A 15,153-nucleotide genomic window follows, 5' to 3' on the forward strand; every position below is an offset into this window, starting at 1 on the left:
GTCTATCTCAATCCCGAATGGCACGACGCCTGGGGCGGCCTGCTCGAACTGCATTCGGACCCGCGTTCGCCCGGGGACCGCGTGACGCGCATCGCGCCGCTGTTCAACCGCGCCGTCGTGTTCGAGACCACCGAGTGGAGCTGGCATGGCTTCGAACGCATCGCAGTGCCGGCCGAGCGCGGCGACGTGACGCGGCGTTCTATCGCCTTGTACTTCTATACGACCGACCGGCCGGCCGAGGAACTCGCGCCGACGCATTCGACGATCTACGTCGAGCGCCCGCTGCCCGAACGCTTCCGCGCCGGCCATGTGCTCAGCGACGAGGACGTCGGCGAACTCAGGAACCTGCTCGCGCGGCGCGACCAGCACAACCAGCGCCTCTATCGCGACATCGCCGAAGCCAACGAGCGCGCCGAGCAGCTGCGCGCGGCGCTCAATCGCGGCCTGATAGGCCGCCTGCGCTATTTCGCGCATCGCCTGCTCGCGCGGCGTGCACGCTGAACCGGCCGGCACCGGCGTCACTCGCGCCGCGCGTCTGCTGCTCGCCGCCGGCGTACTCGCGTTCGGCCTGGCCGCGCTCGGGCTCGGACAAAGCAACAACTGGGACCTGCGCAACTACCACTGGTACGCGGGCTGGGCCTGGCTCGAAGGACGCGGTCACCTCGACCTGGCCGCGGCGCAGGCGCAGAGCTGGTTCAATCCGGTACTGCCGGCGCTCCTGTACCTGCTGCTGTCGTCGCTGAAACCCGCAATCGGCACCTTCGTACTCGGGGTCGTACAGGGCCTGAACCTGCTGCCGCTCCACCGCATCGCCAGACGCCTGCTGCCCGGCCACGCCGGCCTCGCGCTGCTCGCCGCCTTCGTCGGCGCGACCGGTGCGACGCAGCGCGGCGAACTCGGCGCGACGTTCGGCGACACGCTCGTGAGCCTGCCGCTGCTGACCGCGCTCGCGCTGCTCGTGACCGGCGAGCCGACCCGGCGCCGCAGCGCGGCAGCCGGCGCGCTGCTCGGCGTCGCGGTCGGACTGAAGCTCACCGCCGCGCCGATCGCCGCGGGGATCGCACTTGCCGCATGCGCGCTGTTCCTGCGGCGCGGCGGCGCGATGCGTCACGGCCTGGCCCTGACCGGCGCCGCCGCATTGCTGTTTCTCGCCGTCGACGGCCACTGGATGTGGCAACTGTGGCGCGACTTCGGCAATCCGCTGTTCCCGCAGTTCGGCACGTTGTTCGGCGGCGAGTTCGCGCCGCCGATGGAATTCCGCGACACACGCTGGCTGCCGCGCTCGGCGACCGAATGGCTGTTCTACCCGTTGGTCTGGGCCGACGAGCCGCGCCGCGTGTCCGAGCTGTGGTTCCTCGACCTGCGCGTACCGCTGCTGTTCCTCGCGGCACTCGCGCTGCCGCTGTGGCTCCGGCCCGCGCGCGCACGGCTCGCAAAGCCCGACGCGCTCGATACGACGCTGGCCGCCTGCGCGCTCGCCTATCTGCTGTGGCTCGCGCTGTTTGGCTACTACCGCTATCTGGTCGTCCTCGAAATGCTCGCGCCCGTGCTGCTCGCCGCCGCCCTGCTCAGCGTGCCGCGGCGCAGCGGCATCGTCGTCGCGTGCAGCGTGCTCGTCATCGTCGGCCTCGCGACGCGCGCGCCGCGCTGGGGACGCCTCGACGCGTACGCGGACAGCTTTGTCACGGTACAACTGCCGCCGCTCGCGAACCGGAGCGGCGCGCTCGTCGTATTCGGCGACCGGGAACCGCTCGCGTTTCTCGCGCCGTCGTTTCCGGCGGGCACGCGTTTCGTACGGATTCTCGGCAATGTCGTCGGGCCGCCGCTGCCGGAATGGGCGCTCGACCGGGCCGTGCGCGAGCGCATCGCCGCGCATCGCGGACCGCTGCTGCTGCTCGCGGCGCGGCTCGACGACGCTGCGCTCGGCGAAGCCCTGCAGCGGCACGGTGTCGCCGTCGATCGCGCCACGTGCGAAGGCATCGCCGGCAATCTGCTGACCGGCGATCTCGTACGTCCGCAGCTCTGCACGCTGACGAACGCGCGGAACCGCGCTCGATAGCGTGACGCGCCGCGCAGACGCGCGCAATGCGACGTTGGCAACGAACGTCGATTCTGCAGAGTGCGGCAAAGATCCCGGGCATCGCGCGCGCGCGTTCGTCGTCGTGCTGCCGGGCGCGGCGCGGCCGATGCTACACTGACCGACCCCTGTCGCTATCCCCTTGATTGTGAAAGAGACGTTATCTCGCTCACTGATCTGGCTCGACGCGCGTCTCGCACCGCTCGCGCGCCATCTGCCCGAAGCGCTGAAAGCGCCGCTGCGACGCCTCGCGCGCGGCGCTCCGGCCCCCGTGCACGCGATCGACGCCGCGGCCGCCGACGCGGACGCCACGGTCGACCAGGCAGCGTCCGCGCCGGTCGAGCCGGCGCCCGACGAGCGTTCTCCCGCCGAGCCGGCAGCGGCGGAAACCGGCGCCGCACCGCCGACCGACGAGTACGCCGAACGCCTGCGCCGCGAGCAGGAGATCTTCGCGGACCAGATCGACATCAATGCACTTCCGCGCATTTTCCATTATTGGTCGCACACCTACCTGCGCCCCAAGCTCGAAGAGTTCGGCTGCGCGAACCCGGACGAATTCTTCGCCGACGCGCTGCAGGCCGCCGCGCGCGAAGCGGGAGTCTCGCCGGCGCGTTTCGTGAGCCTCGGCGCGGGCAACTGCGATACCGAGGTCCGCGTCGCGCAGATCCTCGTCGCCCGCGGCTTCACCGACTTCACGCTCGAATGCGTCGACATCAATCCGGTCATGCTCGAACGCGGCGCCGCGCTCGCCCGCGAATCCGGACTCGCCGCCCAGGTCCTGCCGATCGCCGGCGATTTCAACGACTGGCGACCCGCGCGCCGCTACGACGCGGTCATGGCGAACCAGAGCCTGCATCACGTCATGAATCTCGAAGGACTGTTCGATGCGATCGCGGCGAACCTGCCGCCGCACGGTCGTTTCGTGATCTCCGACATGATCGGCCGCAACGGCCATCTGCGCTGGCCCGAAGCGCTCGCGCCAGTGCGCGAATTCTGGGCCGAGCTGCCGGCGCGTTACCGCCATCACCGCCAGCTCGGCCAGCAGTGGGACGAATTCGTCGACTTCGACTGCTCCGGCGAAGGCTTCGAGGGCATCCGCGCGCAGGACATCCTGCCGCTGCTGATCGAGCGCTTCGGCTTCGAGCGCTTCCTCGGCTTCGCCAACGTCATCGATCCGTTCATCGACCGCGGTTTCGGCGGTCACTTCGACGCGGACTCGGCGCACGACCTCGCGCTGATCGACCGCATCCACGCCTGCGACGAGGCCGGCATGCTCGACGGCCGCTGGAAGCCGACGCATGCGATGGCCGTCATGCGCAAGGCCGCGTACGCGGGACCGACGCAGGTGTGGCGGCACCTGACGCCGGCCCACTGCCTGCGGGTACCGTCCTGATGCCGGCGCCGGCCGGCACGCCTGCGCCGCTGTCCGCGCTGTCGCCGTGGCGTGCCTATGCTGCGATCTCGCTCGCCAGCGCGCTCTGCGGCATCGTGGCGTGGCGGCTCGTCGGGCCCGGTCCGTTCGACTGGGCGATCGCGCAGCCGGCGTTCTGGCAGGGCGGGCTCGAAGCGACGGCACTGCTTGCCGGGCTCGCGCTCGCGCAGCGTTTCGCCGCGCTGCGCTGGCGCGTGCTCGCGAGCCTGCTGCTGATCGCGTTCTACGCGCGCCGGCATGCGATCGACGCGCCGCTGCTGCTCTGCGTGGCATATCTCGAGATCACGCTGGCGCTCGGCGCCGCCGTGCTGCGCGTATTCCGTCAGCCGCTGCCGCAGCGCAGTGAAGACCATCTGCGCAGCTTCGTGCTCGGCCTGTCGGCCTGGAGCGTCGTCGCCTGGACGAGCTGCGCGTTCGGCTACGGCACGCCGGTCGCGCTGCGCGTGCTGACGCTGCTGCTGTTGCCCGCAGCGCTCTGGGCGCGCAGCCGTCCGCTGAGCGTTCACCTTCTGCAGCGTGCGCACGGCGCACCGCTGCGCGAACGCATGCTGCTCGCCGCGCTCGCGGGCTGGGTGCTCGTGCTCTTCGCGCGCACGAATACCGCGTTCAGCTTCGACGGTCTCTGGTATGGCCTTCGCCCCGAGTACGTGCTCAGCGCCGACGGCTCGCCGTTCGCATCGCTCGGCCTCGTTTCGCCGGTCCACTATTTTCCAAAACTGTACGAAGTCTGGCTGCTGCCGCTGAGCGCACTGGACGCCAGCGTCGTCTGCGGCATGACGATACTGCTGCTCGTGCTGCTGGCCTTGGCCGTGGTGCGTCTGCTCGCGCGTCTCGGCGTGGAATCGCTGCCGGCGCAGATCCCGCTCGCGGCGCTCGTCCTCACGCTGCCGGCGATCGCCAACCCGGCGATCGAACCCAAGCCGGATCTCATCTGTGCGCTGATGCTCATGCTCGCCTGCCTGTTCGGCGGCGACGCGGTGCGCCGGCGCGACGCCGGCGCGCTGGCGTGGGCGCTCGCGGCAGCGCTGCTCGCAGTATCGAGCAAGCTCGTCGCCGTGCCGTATCTCGGCCTGCTCGCCGTCACCGCAGCGATCGCGTTGTGGCGCCTTCCTACGCAGATGCCGGCCGGACCGTCGTCAAGACCCGTCGCCGCGACGGCACTCGTTCTCGCGCTCGCCGCCGCCGCGTTCGTCGCCGCGCGCACGTGGCTGCTCGCCGGGCTGCCGACGATAGGCCCGGATCCGCTGTTCAAGCTCTGGCTTGCGCTCGGCTTCGAACTGCGCGAACCGGCCGGCACGCTGGTCTGGGCGTTCGCGCAGGACTGGTCCGACGTTCCGGCGCTCGTCGTCGACTGGCTGCTGCGGCCGGACCGCCTCGAACACATCGCAATCAGCTGGACCGGCAACGTCTGGCTCTGGCTTCCGCTGGCCGCCGTGCTGCTGCGACCGCGCCGCGTGCCGCGCGACGCAGCAGCCGATGCGCACCGGCTGCTGCTGGGCGGTCTGATCGTCGCCGGCATCGTCATCGCGACCGGCTGGCGCTATCACACGCGCGGCAGCGACGGTAACTACTTCATCGCCGCGCTGGTTCCGGCCCTGACGCTCGGCGTTGCATTCGCCTGGCGCCAGCTCTGCCACGCCGCGCCGGCGCGCCGCCTGCTGCAGGCGATCCTGCTCGGGTTTGCCGCGTTCCAGGGCATCTATGCCTTCGCGAGCGCAAGCTGGGCGCCGGGCACGCGCGCGTTCGATCTCGTGCTCGACCGCAGCCCGCGCGATTCGCGCAAGATCGGCCACGGCATCGTGGCCTATGCCGGTCTCGACGAAATCGCCGAATACCTGCGTGTACAGCCGGGCGTCGCGCGCGTCGTCGGCTGCGCACCGTTCGAAGCGGCCGCGCGGCTGCCGGCGCGATTCGAGGATTTTCCGTCGGTCGCGCTGTCGCGGCCGGAGTACGTGAGTTCCCTCGCCGCCGCGACGCAGTACATGCGCCGGTTCGGGATCCGCTATCTGCTGCTGCCCAAGCCGCGATCCGGCGAAGCTGCGGAACTCATCGACGGCTGCACGCCGCAGACGGCCGCGCCGGCCGGAACGCGTATCGTCGTCGAGAACGACCGTTTCCTGCTCGCGGAACTCGTCGCCGACGACAGCGGGTGAAGCGGCAGGCTCCACCGCTCTTCCCGTCGCGCAGCGCACCCATCACCGAGAAACACGCAACGCATGCTTTTCAATTCCCTGCACTTCGTCGTGTTCTTCGTGATCGTGCTCACGCTGAACAAGAGCCTGCGCCCGTGGCCGACCGCGCAGAAGTTCATGCTGCTCGCGGCGAGCTACTACTTCTACGGCCAGTGGAGCTGGATGTATCTCGGCATCATCGTCTACTCCACGCTGCTCGATTACTGCATCGCGCTCGGCATGGTGCGCGTGTCGCGGCCGCGCTGGCTGCTGATGCTGAGCCTCTGCACGAACCTCGGCCTGCTCGCCTTTTTCAAATATGCCAATTGGCTCATCGAGAACTGGAACGTCGCGAACGCCGCGCTCGGCACTTCGCTGCAGTTCTCGGCCATGGACATCGTGCTGCCGGTCGGCATCTCGTTCTACACGTTCCAGAGCCTCTCCTACACGATCGACGTCTATCGCGGCGTCAGCCGGCCGCGCCGCAACCTGCTCGACTACGCACTGTTCGTCTCGTTCTTTCCGCAGCTCGCCGCCGGCCCGATCGTGCGCGACTACGAATTCTTCAAGGAACTCGACGGCGACCAGCGCGTCGGCGCGGCCGACGTGCAGCGCGCGCTCGTGCTGATCGCGTTCGGCTTCGTCAAGAAGATCGTCTTCGCCGACAATCTCGCCCTGTACGCCGATCCGATCTTCGCGAACCCGGCACAGCACGGCTTCTGGGACAGCCTGCTCGCGGTCTATGCGTTCGCATTCCAGATCTACTGCGATTTCTCGGGCTATACCGACATCGCGATCGGCCTCGCGCTGCTGCTCGGCTTCCGCTACCCGCAGAATTTCAACTATCCGTATTTCGCCGACAGCGTGCAGGAGTTCTGGCGGCGCTGGCACATGACGCTGTCGCGCTGGCTGCGCGACTACCTGTACATCTCGCTCGGCGGCAACCGCAAGGGCGAGCTGCACACGTATGTGAACCTCATGCTGACGATGCTGCTCGGCGGCCTGTGGCACGGCGCCAGCTGGAACTTCGTGATCTGGGGCGGACTCCACGGCGGCTATCTCGCGTTCGAACGCGGCGTGCTGTTCCGGCTGCCGTTCTGGAACGCGGGCAACGCCGTCATGCGTGCGGTCCGCTGGACGCTGACGTTTCACCTGGTCTGCTTCGCCTGGATCTTTTTCCGCGCAAAGACCTTCGGCGACGCGAAGACGCTGATCGGCAACATCGCCGGCGCCGCCGCGCCGGCGTTCGACGAAGGCGCGCATCTGCCGATGCTGCTGCTCCTGAGTGCCATGCTCGCCGTGCACCTGCTCGGCGGCTGGAAGGGCTTCAAGGAATGGCTTGCGCGCGAACGCGGTCCGGTCTTCGCGACGACGCTCGCGGCGATCGGCCTGCTGCTGATCTGGTTCACGCCCGCGGCGACGACGCCGTTCATCTATTTCCAGTTCTGACATGACGATCAAGACGATCCTCAAATTCGTCGCGCCGCTGCTGCTGGTCGCCGCCTGCGAAGGACTGTTCCGCCTCGGCGCCTGGGAACCGATGGTCAAGCCGGAGAGCCACGCGGGCACGAGTCTGCGGCTGAAGCGCGCGCTGACCGATCCCGCGCTCGCGAAACTCGATCTCGTGACGATCGGCAGCTCGCGCCCGGTCTACGGCATCGATCACGAGGCGCTCGCGGCGCTCGCGCAGGAACACGGCGTCGTGCACGCAAACCTCAGCATGCCGGGCTCGCACTGGATGACCGTTGACGTGCTGACGGACTGGCTCGCCGCGCACCGCGCACCGCTGCGCGGCGGCATCCTCGCGACGGACCTGACGACGTTCAAATTTCCCGGAAACGGCAGCTACGAACTGGCGATCGCCGTGCCGTTCCGGCGCTTCGCCGACGATGCGACGATTGCCGCTCACGTCCCGTTCGATCTCGACGAACTCGGCACCTGGGGCACGCATTCGGCGCTCTACCAGTATCGCGAGGACATCCGCGACTTCGTGCGCGCGCCGCGCGACCGGCGCAAGTCGCTGCGCTGGTGGAACGAGAATTTCAGCGCGGCGGACACCGTGCTGCGCAATCCGTCCGAGACGCGCACCATGTGCGACTTCGGCGTCGACCGCGTCGCCGCCTGCGATGCGGTCGACGCAGCGACCGGCCCTGCCGCCGACGGCCTGCGTCACCAGTGCCGCGAACTTCGCGCCGAACTCGCCGCGCGGCTCGATTTCAGCGCAGTGAACGGACCGACGCCGCTGCCCGATTTCCTGCACCAGACCCGCGACAACATTCGCAATCGCCTGCGCGCGCTGAACTGGAAGCAGCCGCCGGTGATCGTGCTGATGCCGCTGACCGGCGCGTGGAAAGAGGCCTCGCCCAAGGGATTGCACGCATGGGCGCTCAGCGTGCTGCAGCCGCTCGTCGACGAAGGCCGCATCCGCGTCATCGATGCGACCGACGCGCTCGCCGATGCACCCGGCGGCGGCTGCGGCTACTACTTCGACTTCTTCCACCAGAACGACGCCGGACGCGCCGCGCTGATGGCGCGCATCCTGCCGCAGCTGCGCGAGGCGCTGTACGGCGAAACCGCCGGCAACGCGGCGCTCGTTTCCACGCCTGCGGCGCGCGGCGCGACGAACTGACCCGACTTCGGCAAGGAGCAGTGATGCAGGATTTCCACTGGTTGCTGCTCGGCCTCGTCGTCGTCGCCCTCGTGCAGCGATGGCGCGGGTCGCCCGTCGCGCCGGTTCCCGCCGATGCGCCGTTCGCCCAGCCGCGCTGGCGCACGCTCGAACAGGCCATGGCCGCCAAGGGCGACAACCTGCTGCTGTTGCGGCTGATCGCCGCATCGGCCGTGATCTACGGACACAGCTACGCGATCTGCGGCATCGGGGGAGCGATGGACCACATCTCGCGGCTCGGCATCGGCTACGGGCTCTATTCGGGCACGATCGCCGTGCAGGTGTTCTTCGCGATCAGCGGATTTCTCGTCACGGGCGCCTGGCTGCGCCGGCCGGATCTCGCGTTCTTCCTGCGCTCGCGCGCGCTGCGTATCGTGCCGGCGTATCTCGCCTGCCTGCTCGTCACGACGCTCGTCGTCGGCACCGCCGTTACCGAGCTGCCGCGCGCGGAGTATCTCGTCGCGCCGGAGACGTGGCGATACATATGGAAAAATGCAACTTTCGCGACCGACATGCAGTGGACCCTGCCCGGCGTGTTCGCCGGTAACCCGCTGCCGAATACGGTCAACGGTTCGCTGTGGACGCTCGTCGTCGAGTTGCGCGTCTATGTCTGGCTCGCGCTGTTGGGCGTACTCGGTCTCCTCGACACGCGCGAGCGCTTCGTCTATGCCGCCGCGCTGCTCACCGCGGCGCTGTATGCGCCGTTTCCGCTGCCGATGATGCCGATCGACGAGTTCCTGCGGCTCGGCGCGTTCTTTCTCGCCGGCAGCGCGTTCTACCGCTTCCGCGACATCGTGCCGTTCCACGGCGCGCTCGTGCCGCTGCCGTTCGCCGCGGCCGCGCTCGCTCACGGCAGCGACGGGTTCCTGCCGCTGTACGGACTCGGGCTCTGCTATGCGGTGTTCTGGTTCGCCTACGGTCCGCGCTTCCTGCTCGGCTTCAACCGCTTCGGCGACTATTCCTACGGCGTCTATCTCTGGGGCTTTCCGATCCAGCAGCTCGTCGCCGCGGCGCTGCCCGTGCCGACGCCGACACGCATCACGCTGATTGCGCTGCCGCTCGCGGTCGCGGCGGGCGCGCTGTCGTGGCATGGCGTCGAAAAACCGCTGCTGCGTTTCAAGCGGCGCGCGGCGGCGAACGCGCCCGGGTAGGCGCGGACCGCGCGGTCCGCGACAATCGCGTCATTGCAAGGGACTGACCCATGGCCGATACCGCGCGACAGGACAAGACCGCCAAGCAGCTGCGCCTGCTCGAACAGGCGCTCGACAGCGGCCGGCTCGGGCCGGTCAAGCGGCTCGTCAACACGCTGTCGCCCGCGGAGATCGGCAACCTGCTCGAATCGCTGCCGTCGGCCAAGCGCCAGGCGGTCTGGGGGCTCGTCGACGCCGAGGACGACGGCGAGGTGCTCGTCCATGTCGGCGAGGACGTCCGCGAAGACCTGCTGCGCGCGATGGACCCCGACGAAATCGTCGCTGCGGCCGAGTCGCTCGACATCGACGACCTCGCCGACCTGCTCGAAGACCTGCCGGACACCGTCATCGACGAAGTGCTGAAGTCGATGGATCGCGAGAACCGCGAACGCCTCGAACAGATGCTGACCTACGACGAGGACACGGCCGGGCGCCTCATGAACCCGGACGTCGTCACCGTGCGCGCCGACGTCAGCGTCGACGTCGTGCTGCGCTACCTGCGGCTGCGCGGCGAACTGCCCGAAGGCACGCATCATCTCTACGTCGTCAGCCGCCGCCGCCAGTACCAGGGCCGCATCTCGCTGGCCCAGCTGCTGACCGCGGAACCGGCCGACGCGGTCAACCGCATCATGGACGCCGAACAGCCGGCGATCGACGCCGACACGCGCGTATCCGAGGTCGCCCAGCGCTTCGCGAATCACGACTGGCTCAGCGCGCCGGTCGTCGACGAGAACAACGTGCTGCTCGGCCACATCACGATCGACGACGTCGTCGACATCATCCGCGACCAGGCCGAGCACCAGGCCCTCGGCGCGGCCGGTCTCGACGAAGAGGAAGACCTGTTCGCGCCGGTGCCGCGCACGACGCGGCGTCGCGCGGTGTGGCTCGGCATCAACCTGCTGACCGCGTTCCTTGCGTCGTGGGTCATCGGCAATTTCGAGAACGTGCTCAAGCAGGTCGTCGCCTGCGCGGTGCTCATGCCGATCGTCGCGAGCATGGGCGGCGTCGCCGGCACGCAGGTGCAGACGCTGATGATCCGCGCGATGGCGCTGGGCCAGGTCACCGCGTCGAACGCGATGTTCCTGCTGCGCAAGGAAGTGCTCGTCGCGCTCGCGAACGGCGTGCTCTGGGCGCTCGCCGTCGGCAGCGTCGCGCTCGCGATCTACCGCGACGCCTGGCTCGCGCTCGCCTTCGGCGCGGCGATGGTGCTGAACCTGCTCGCCGCGGCACTGACCGGCGTGTTCCTTCCGCTCGGCCTGCGCCGCGTCGGCATCGACCCGGCGCTGGCCGGCGGCGTGCTGCTGACGACGGTCACCGACTGCTGCGGCTTCGCGTCGTTTCTCGGGCTGTCGACGCTGCTGCTGCTGCGCTGAAATACCCTGCGCCGGGTTGCGCCGAGCCGCCACCGACCGCGTTTTATCTCGCCCGCTGCTCCACGAGCGTCAGCGCGACCTTGTCGCGCAGATAGATCGGCAGCGCCCGTTCCGGCGGCAATGCGCGGCCCGCGTCGAATTCGATCGCGGCGAGTGCGGCGACCGCATGCGCCTGCGGGTAGCGCTCGCCGTCGGACCACAGCGGTGCGCCGGTCTGCGCGGCCAGCACGTCGCGATAGACCTTCCAGCCGCTGCCGATCACGTTCCAGGCCGCGGCCTCGGGCAGGCGCAGGGCGCCGGGTGCGCAGACGCATTCGTCGGCGATCAGCCGCAGTGCGCCCTGGGCGTCGCGGCGATAGCTCGCCGCATAGATCTCGCCCATGCGCGCGTCGATCGCCGCGAGCACGGGCGCGCCGTTGTCGGGCGCGTCGAACGCGAGCGCGGCGAGCGAGGACACCGGAATGACCGGCAGGTCGAGACCCAGCGCCATGCCCTGGGCGAGCGACACGGCGAGGCGCACGCCGGTGAACGCGCCGGGGCCGCGGCCGACGGCGATCGCGTCGAGCTGGCGCCGGCGCAGCCCGGCTTCGGCCAGCAGCGCGTCGGCCATCGGCAGTACGAGTTCCGCATGACGGCGCGGCGCGAGTTCGCTGCGCGCGATCGTCGCGCCGGCGTGATACAGGGCCACCGAACAGGCTTCGGTGGAGGTTTCGATGGCAAGCAGGTTCATGAGCTTCCGTGGATCGCGTTGAGGGGCGGCGGACGCCGGATCACGGCGCCGGCACGGACGGCGCCGGCGCGCTGCGGCTTTCGCCGTACCAGTCGACGCGGCGCGTCAGGTACATCAGCACTGCGACGACGGCCAGCAGCGTCAAAGCCCCTATCAGCAGCGAGTATTGCTCGCTGACGACGAGGCCGTACAGCAGGCCGTAGACGAGCGCGAGGCTGCCGCCGAGCACGAATCCCGCACGGCGCGTCGACAGCACGGCGGCCGCATAGCCGCCGACCAGCAGTGCGACGGCCGCGGCCGCCAGCGCATAGGCCGGCCCGAAGCCGATCTGTTCGGACAGCGCGAGCAGCAGCAGATAGAACGTGCACAGCGCAACGCCGATCAGCAGGTACTGCACCGGGTGCACGCGGAGTTTCTTCAGCACCTCGAACAGAAAGAACGCGACGAACGTCAGCGCGATGAACAGCACGCCGTATTTGCCGGCGCGTTCGTTCTGCTGGTAGACGCTCGCCGGCTGGTACAGCGTGACGCCGAATGCCGACGCGGCGACGCGCGACGCATCGAGTTCCCCTTCGTCCCATTGCTGGCCATAGCCGCGATTGAGTTCGAGCACCTGCCAGGCCGCGTCGAATTTCCGTTCGACGATGTCGTGGCGCACCGGAAGGAAGGCGCCCGTGAAACTCGGATCGGCCCAGTCCGCGCCGAGCTTGAGGCTGCTCGCGCGGCCGAACGGCAGGAACTGGATGCGCTCGGTGCCGGCGATGTCCAGCGCGAGTTCGATCGCGACCGGCGCCTGCAGCAGCTGCGCGTCGATCGCGACGACGGCCGTCGCGTAGCCGCTGGTCAGCGTGCCGGGCTGCAACCGATGCTCGTTGCCGTTGATGCGCACAGTGCGGACTTCGCGCAGGCCGCGCACGTCGGCCAGGGGCAGCCGCAGTTCGAGCCCGCCGGCGCCCTGCTGCACGAGGCTGCGCAGCGGTGCGAGATCGTCGGCCTCGAAGCGCGCCTTCATCGTGAGACTTGCGGTGTATACCGGCGTCTCGTAGATGCCGTAGGCGCGCGTCGCGGTGCGCAGGCGCGCGTCGATGTCGAGCGTGGCCGGCAGCTGCAGCCGCGTGGCGCTGCGCTCGGCCCAGCCCTGGTCGGTTTTCCAGCGCTGCGTATACGTCAGCGCGAGCATCGGGCCGCCGACGGTCTGCGCTTCGCCCCAGCGCGACGCGACCTGGGCGACGGCCTGTTCGCGCAGGCCGTTGCGTTCGCTGACGAGTCCCTGCACCTGCAGCAGCGGAATGAGCATCAAGAGCGCGAGCGCGCCGATGCCGAGAACCTTGATCGTGAAGGAATGCGCGGTGGAAACCATGGCCGTTGACCGTTTCGGAAGACGCGCCTATTGCCGCCGCCGCGCGCGGCGCGGGCGCGGCCGGTCGCGGGCGGCCCGAGGGCGAATCGGGGCGCTTTGCAGGCACCGGCGCTGGCACCAATCGTGCTTGACCGTGTCCGATGTCACAGCAGTGACGCGCTTCGTCCCTCCGGATACGCCATGGCCTTCAAGACCCAGGAAATGATCCTCGCGCTGCGCGCCCCGAACGCCCACTGGCTCGCCGCGCTCGTCAATGCACTCGACGAAGCCCTGAAAGATCCGGATTTCGGCCCGGAACAGCGCGCGCTCGTGCAGCAGCTGCTGCAGGCCGGCATCGTTCCGGCCAGCGTCGCACGCGCGGCCGAGGCACGCTTCGAGCGGTTCGAGCAGAGCTTCACCGACTTCGCGCCGATCGACGGCCATGCCGAGGCGCCGGCGTTCAACGACACGCCTGTGCCGCCGTCGCGTCCGAAACTGACCCTCGTGGGCAGTAACGCGGCAGCCTGAAACGAAACCGCCGCGACGCAGCGCGGCTCCGTACGGAAAAAGCCCGGATAGCCCGGGCTTTTTCGCGAATGAAGCCAAGCGCGGCCGTCAACGTTTGCCGCGCACCGAACCCGGCACGCTGTCCGGCGCGATGCCGGCCCCGCCGTTCGGAGAACCCACTGCGTTGACCGAACCCGCGGTGATGCTGACGGTGTCGATGCCGATGAGATTGGAGTTCGTTCCATCGGGACCGCCGCCGGTCACGTGGTAGCGGAACGCGATGCGCCCGGAACCCGACGCCGGGATTCCGTTGGCGTTCGTCAGCGTGAACTGCGTCCACGACTGCGGATAGCCGTTGGCTCCCGTCGGATCGTCCCCCACCTGCAGGCCCGGATTGATCGTCTTGAGCACGGCGCCGTAGTTGGCCACGGCGGTCGCGTCCGGCGTGATCGAGGCGCAGTTGCTCGGGGAAACGCACAGACGGATTTCGAGGCGGTCCGCATAACTGCTCGGCTGCGGCGTACGCGTGTAGAAGCTGATCGACGTGTTGCTCGTGAACGTGAGATTGGGCGTGACCAGCCATTCGGACAGCGTGCCGGCACCGCTCGTGCCGTGGAAATTCGCACTGATGTACGAGTTCGTTGCCGCACCGGCCTGCGCCGGGAAGTTGGTCGCATTGCCCTGGAACCAGGAGTTCATGCCGACCGGCTCGCTGTTGTTCGACGTGAGCCAGCCCAGGCCGGCGATCGCCGTGACGTCGTCAAAGCCCTGCCCGACCGTGACGCTCGGCGGCGCCGTGTCGAAGCCGTCGGCAAAGATGCCGTCGCGCGTACCGGCCACCGACAGCGTCAGGCGCTCGACCGGCAGCGTGTTGTCGCCCGGCGTCAGCACGACGTGGCCGAAGGTCATCGGCACCGTGCCCGTGGCGCCGTAGCCCATGGCAACGTCGACCGTCAGCGCCTGCGTGCCGCCGCCGACTACGGTGAAGCTGGCCGGAGTGATGGTCACGGCCGGCGCGCCGGTGGCAACCATCGGCACGTAGGTCGCGGTCCAGGTCGTACCCGATGCCACCGTGCTCTTGACCGTACGCGTGAACGCGCACGAGCCGTTGCAGGCCGCATCGCGCATCGACGGCAGGTTCAGCGTCTTCGCGGCGATCGTGCCGCCCGACGGATTTGCCGCGACGAAGTTCGCGTGCGTCTCGTTCATCGTCAGCGCGGCCTTGATCGCCCGGGTCAGGTCGACGCGGCCGTTGCCGACGTCGTCGGGATTCCAGGGCGACGTGCCGTCGTCGTCAAAGCCCTCGACCCTGGCGGTCAGCTGCAGTGCGGACTTCACTTCCATCGGCGTCCAGGTCGGCTTGGCGGCGCGAACGAGAGCGGCGGCACCGGCCAGATGCGGCGAAGACATCGACGTACCGCTCATGTAGCCGTAGTTGGCCGGATCCGCAACGGCGGCATAGATGTGCACGCCCGGTCCTGTTATGTCCGGCTTCGTCACGTTGCCGGCAGCCGGCACCGGACCGCGCAGGCTGAAATCGGCGAGCACGTCGCCGAGCTTGTTCGGGTCGAAGCTCATCGTCGCGGTGGACGGATTCGCCGCCACGAAATCGCGGATCGCATCGCCGGCGGCCTGCGCCACGCTGTAGGCCGGCGCAGTCGTCGGC

At 69.1% G+C, this 15,153-nt stretch carries 12 protein-coding genes; 9 read left to right on the forward strand and 3 right to left on the reverse strand.

Features of this window, described 5'->3' with window-relative positions:
- The 8 genes from VLF18_RS00040 to mgtE all read left to right on the forward strand — a co-directional run.
- A partial coding sequence (locus VLF18_RS00040; protein ID WP_325277560.1) for a 2OG-Fe(II) oxygenase occupies window positions 1–501 on the forward strand: 501 nt, incomplete at its 5' end.
- Complete coding sequence (locus VLF18_RS00045; RefSeq protein ID WP_325277561.1) at window positions 491–2,059, forward strand: hypothetical protein; 1,569 nt, start codon at window positions 491–493, stop codon at window positions 2,057–2,059. The genes VLF18_RS00040 and VLF18_RS00045, both read left to right, overlap by 11 nt.
- A 166-nt stretch (window positions 2,060–2,225) precedes the next feature.
- The gene (locus VLF18_RS00050; protein ID WP_325277571.1) at window positions 2,226–3,470 is read left to right on the forward strand and encodes a class I SAM-dependent methyltransferase; all 1,245 of its coding nucleotides are present in this window, start codon (window positions 2,226–2,228) and stop codon (window positions 3,468–3,470) included.
- Window positions 3,470–5,662 carry a hypothetical protein gene (locus VLF18_RS00055; RefSeq protein WP_325277562.1) on the forward strand — a complete coding sequence of 731 codons (2,193 nt, stop codon included), beginning with the start codon at window positions 3,470–3,472 and terminating at the stop codon, window positions 5,660–5,662. Before VLF18_RS00050 ends, VLF18_RS00055 begins: the two co-directional genes overlap by 1 nt.
- A gap of 63 nt (window positions 5,663–5,725) precedes the next feature.
- Window positions 5,726–7,129: an MBOAT family O-acyltransferase gene (locus tag VLF18_RS00060; RefSeq protein WP_325277563.1), complete on the forward strand. Its 1,404-nt coding sequence runs from the start codon at window positions 5,726–5,728 to the stop codon at window positions 7,127–7,129.
- 1 nt (window position 7,130) lies between these two features.
- Window positions 7,131–8,309, forward strand: a complete 1,179-nt coding sequence (locus tag VLF18_RS00065; RefSeq protein ID WP_325277564.1) for a hypothetical protein — start codon at window positions 7,131–7,133, stop codon at window positions 8,307–8,309.
- Window positions 8,310–8,332: 23 nt separating this feature from the next.
- Window positions 8,333–9,499, forward strand: a complete 1,167-nt coding sequence (locus VLF18_RS00070; RefSeq protein ID WP_325277565.1) for an acyltransferase — start codon at window positions 8,333–8,335, stop codon at window positions 9,497–9,499.
- Between the two features lie 50 nt (window positions 9,500–9,549).
- On the forward strand, window positions 9,550–10,911 hold the full coding sequence (mgtE, locus tag VLF18_RS00075; protein WP_325277566.1) for a magnesium transporter: 1,362 nt from the start codon (window positions 9,550–9,552) through the stop codon (window positions 10,909–10,911).
- A gap of 43 nt (window positions 10,912–10,954) precedes the next feature.
- On the opposite strand, the gene tsaB is transcribed toward mgtE, so the two are convergent.
- The gene (gene tsaB, locus VLF18_RS00080; RefSeq protein WP_325277567.1) at window positions 10,955–11,641 is read right to left on the reverse strand and encodes a tRNA (adenosine(37)-N6)-threonylcarbamoyltransferase complex dimerization subunit type 1 TsaB; all 687 of its coding nucleotides are present in this window, start codon (window positions 11,639–11,641) and stop codon (window positions 10,955–10,957) included.
- A 40-nt stretch (window positions 11,642–11,681) separates the two neighbouring features.
- On the reverse strand, window positions 11,682–13,001 hold the full coding sequence (creD, locus tag VLF18_RS00085; RefSeq protein ID WP_325277568.1) for a cell envelope integrity protein CreD: 1,320 nt from the start codon (window positions 12,999–13,001) through the stop codon (window positions 11,682–11,684).
- Window positions 13,002–13,181: 180 nt separating this feature from the next.
- On the opposite strand from creD, the gene VLF18_RS00090 reads away from it, so the two are divergent.
- Window positions 13,182–13,508 (forward strand): hypothetical protein, encoded by a 327-nt coding sequence (locus tag VLF18_RS00090; RefSeq protein ID WP_325277569.1) that lies wholly within the window; start codon window positions 13,182–13,184, stop codon window positions 13,506–13,508.
- Window positions 13,509–13,595: 87 nt separating this feature from the next.
- Here VLF18_RS00090 and VLF18_RS00095 read toward each other — a convergent pair.
- The coding region (locus VLF18_RS00095) for a choice-of-anchor J domain-containing protein (protein ID WP_325277570.1) at window positions 13,596–15,153 on the reverse strand (1,558 nt) is incomplete at its 5' end.

The organism is Tahibacter sp. (assembly GCF_035481375.1).
Classification (GTDB): domain Bacteria; phylum Pseudomonadota; class Gammaproteobacteria; order Xanthomonadales; family Rhodanobacteraceae; genus Tahibacter.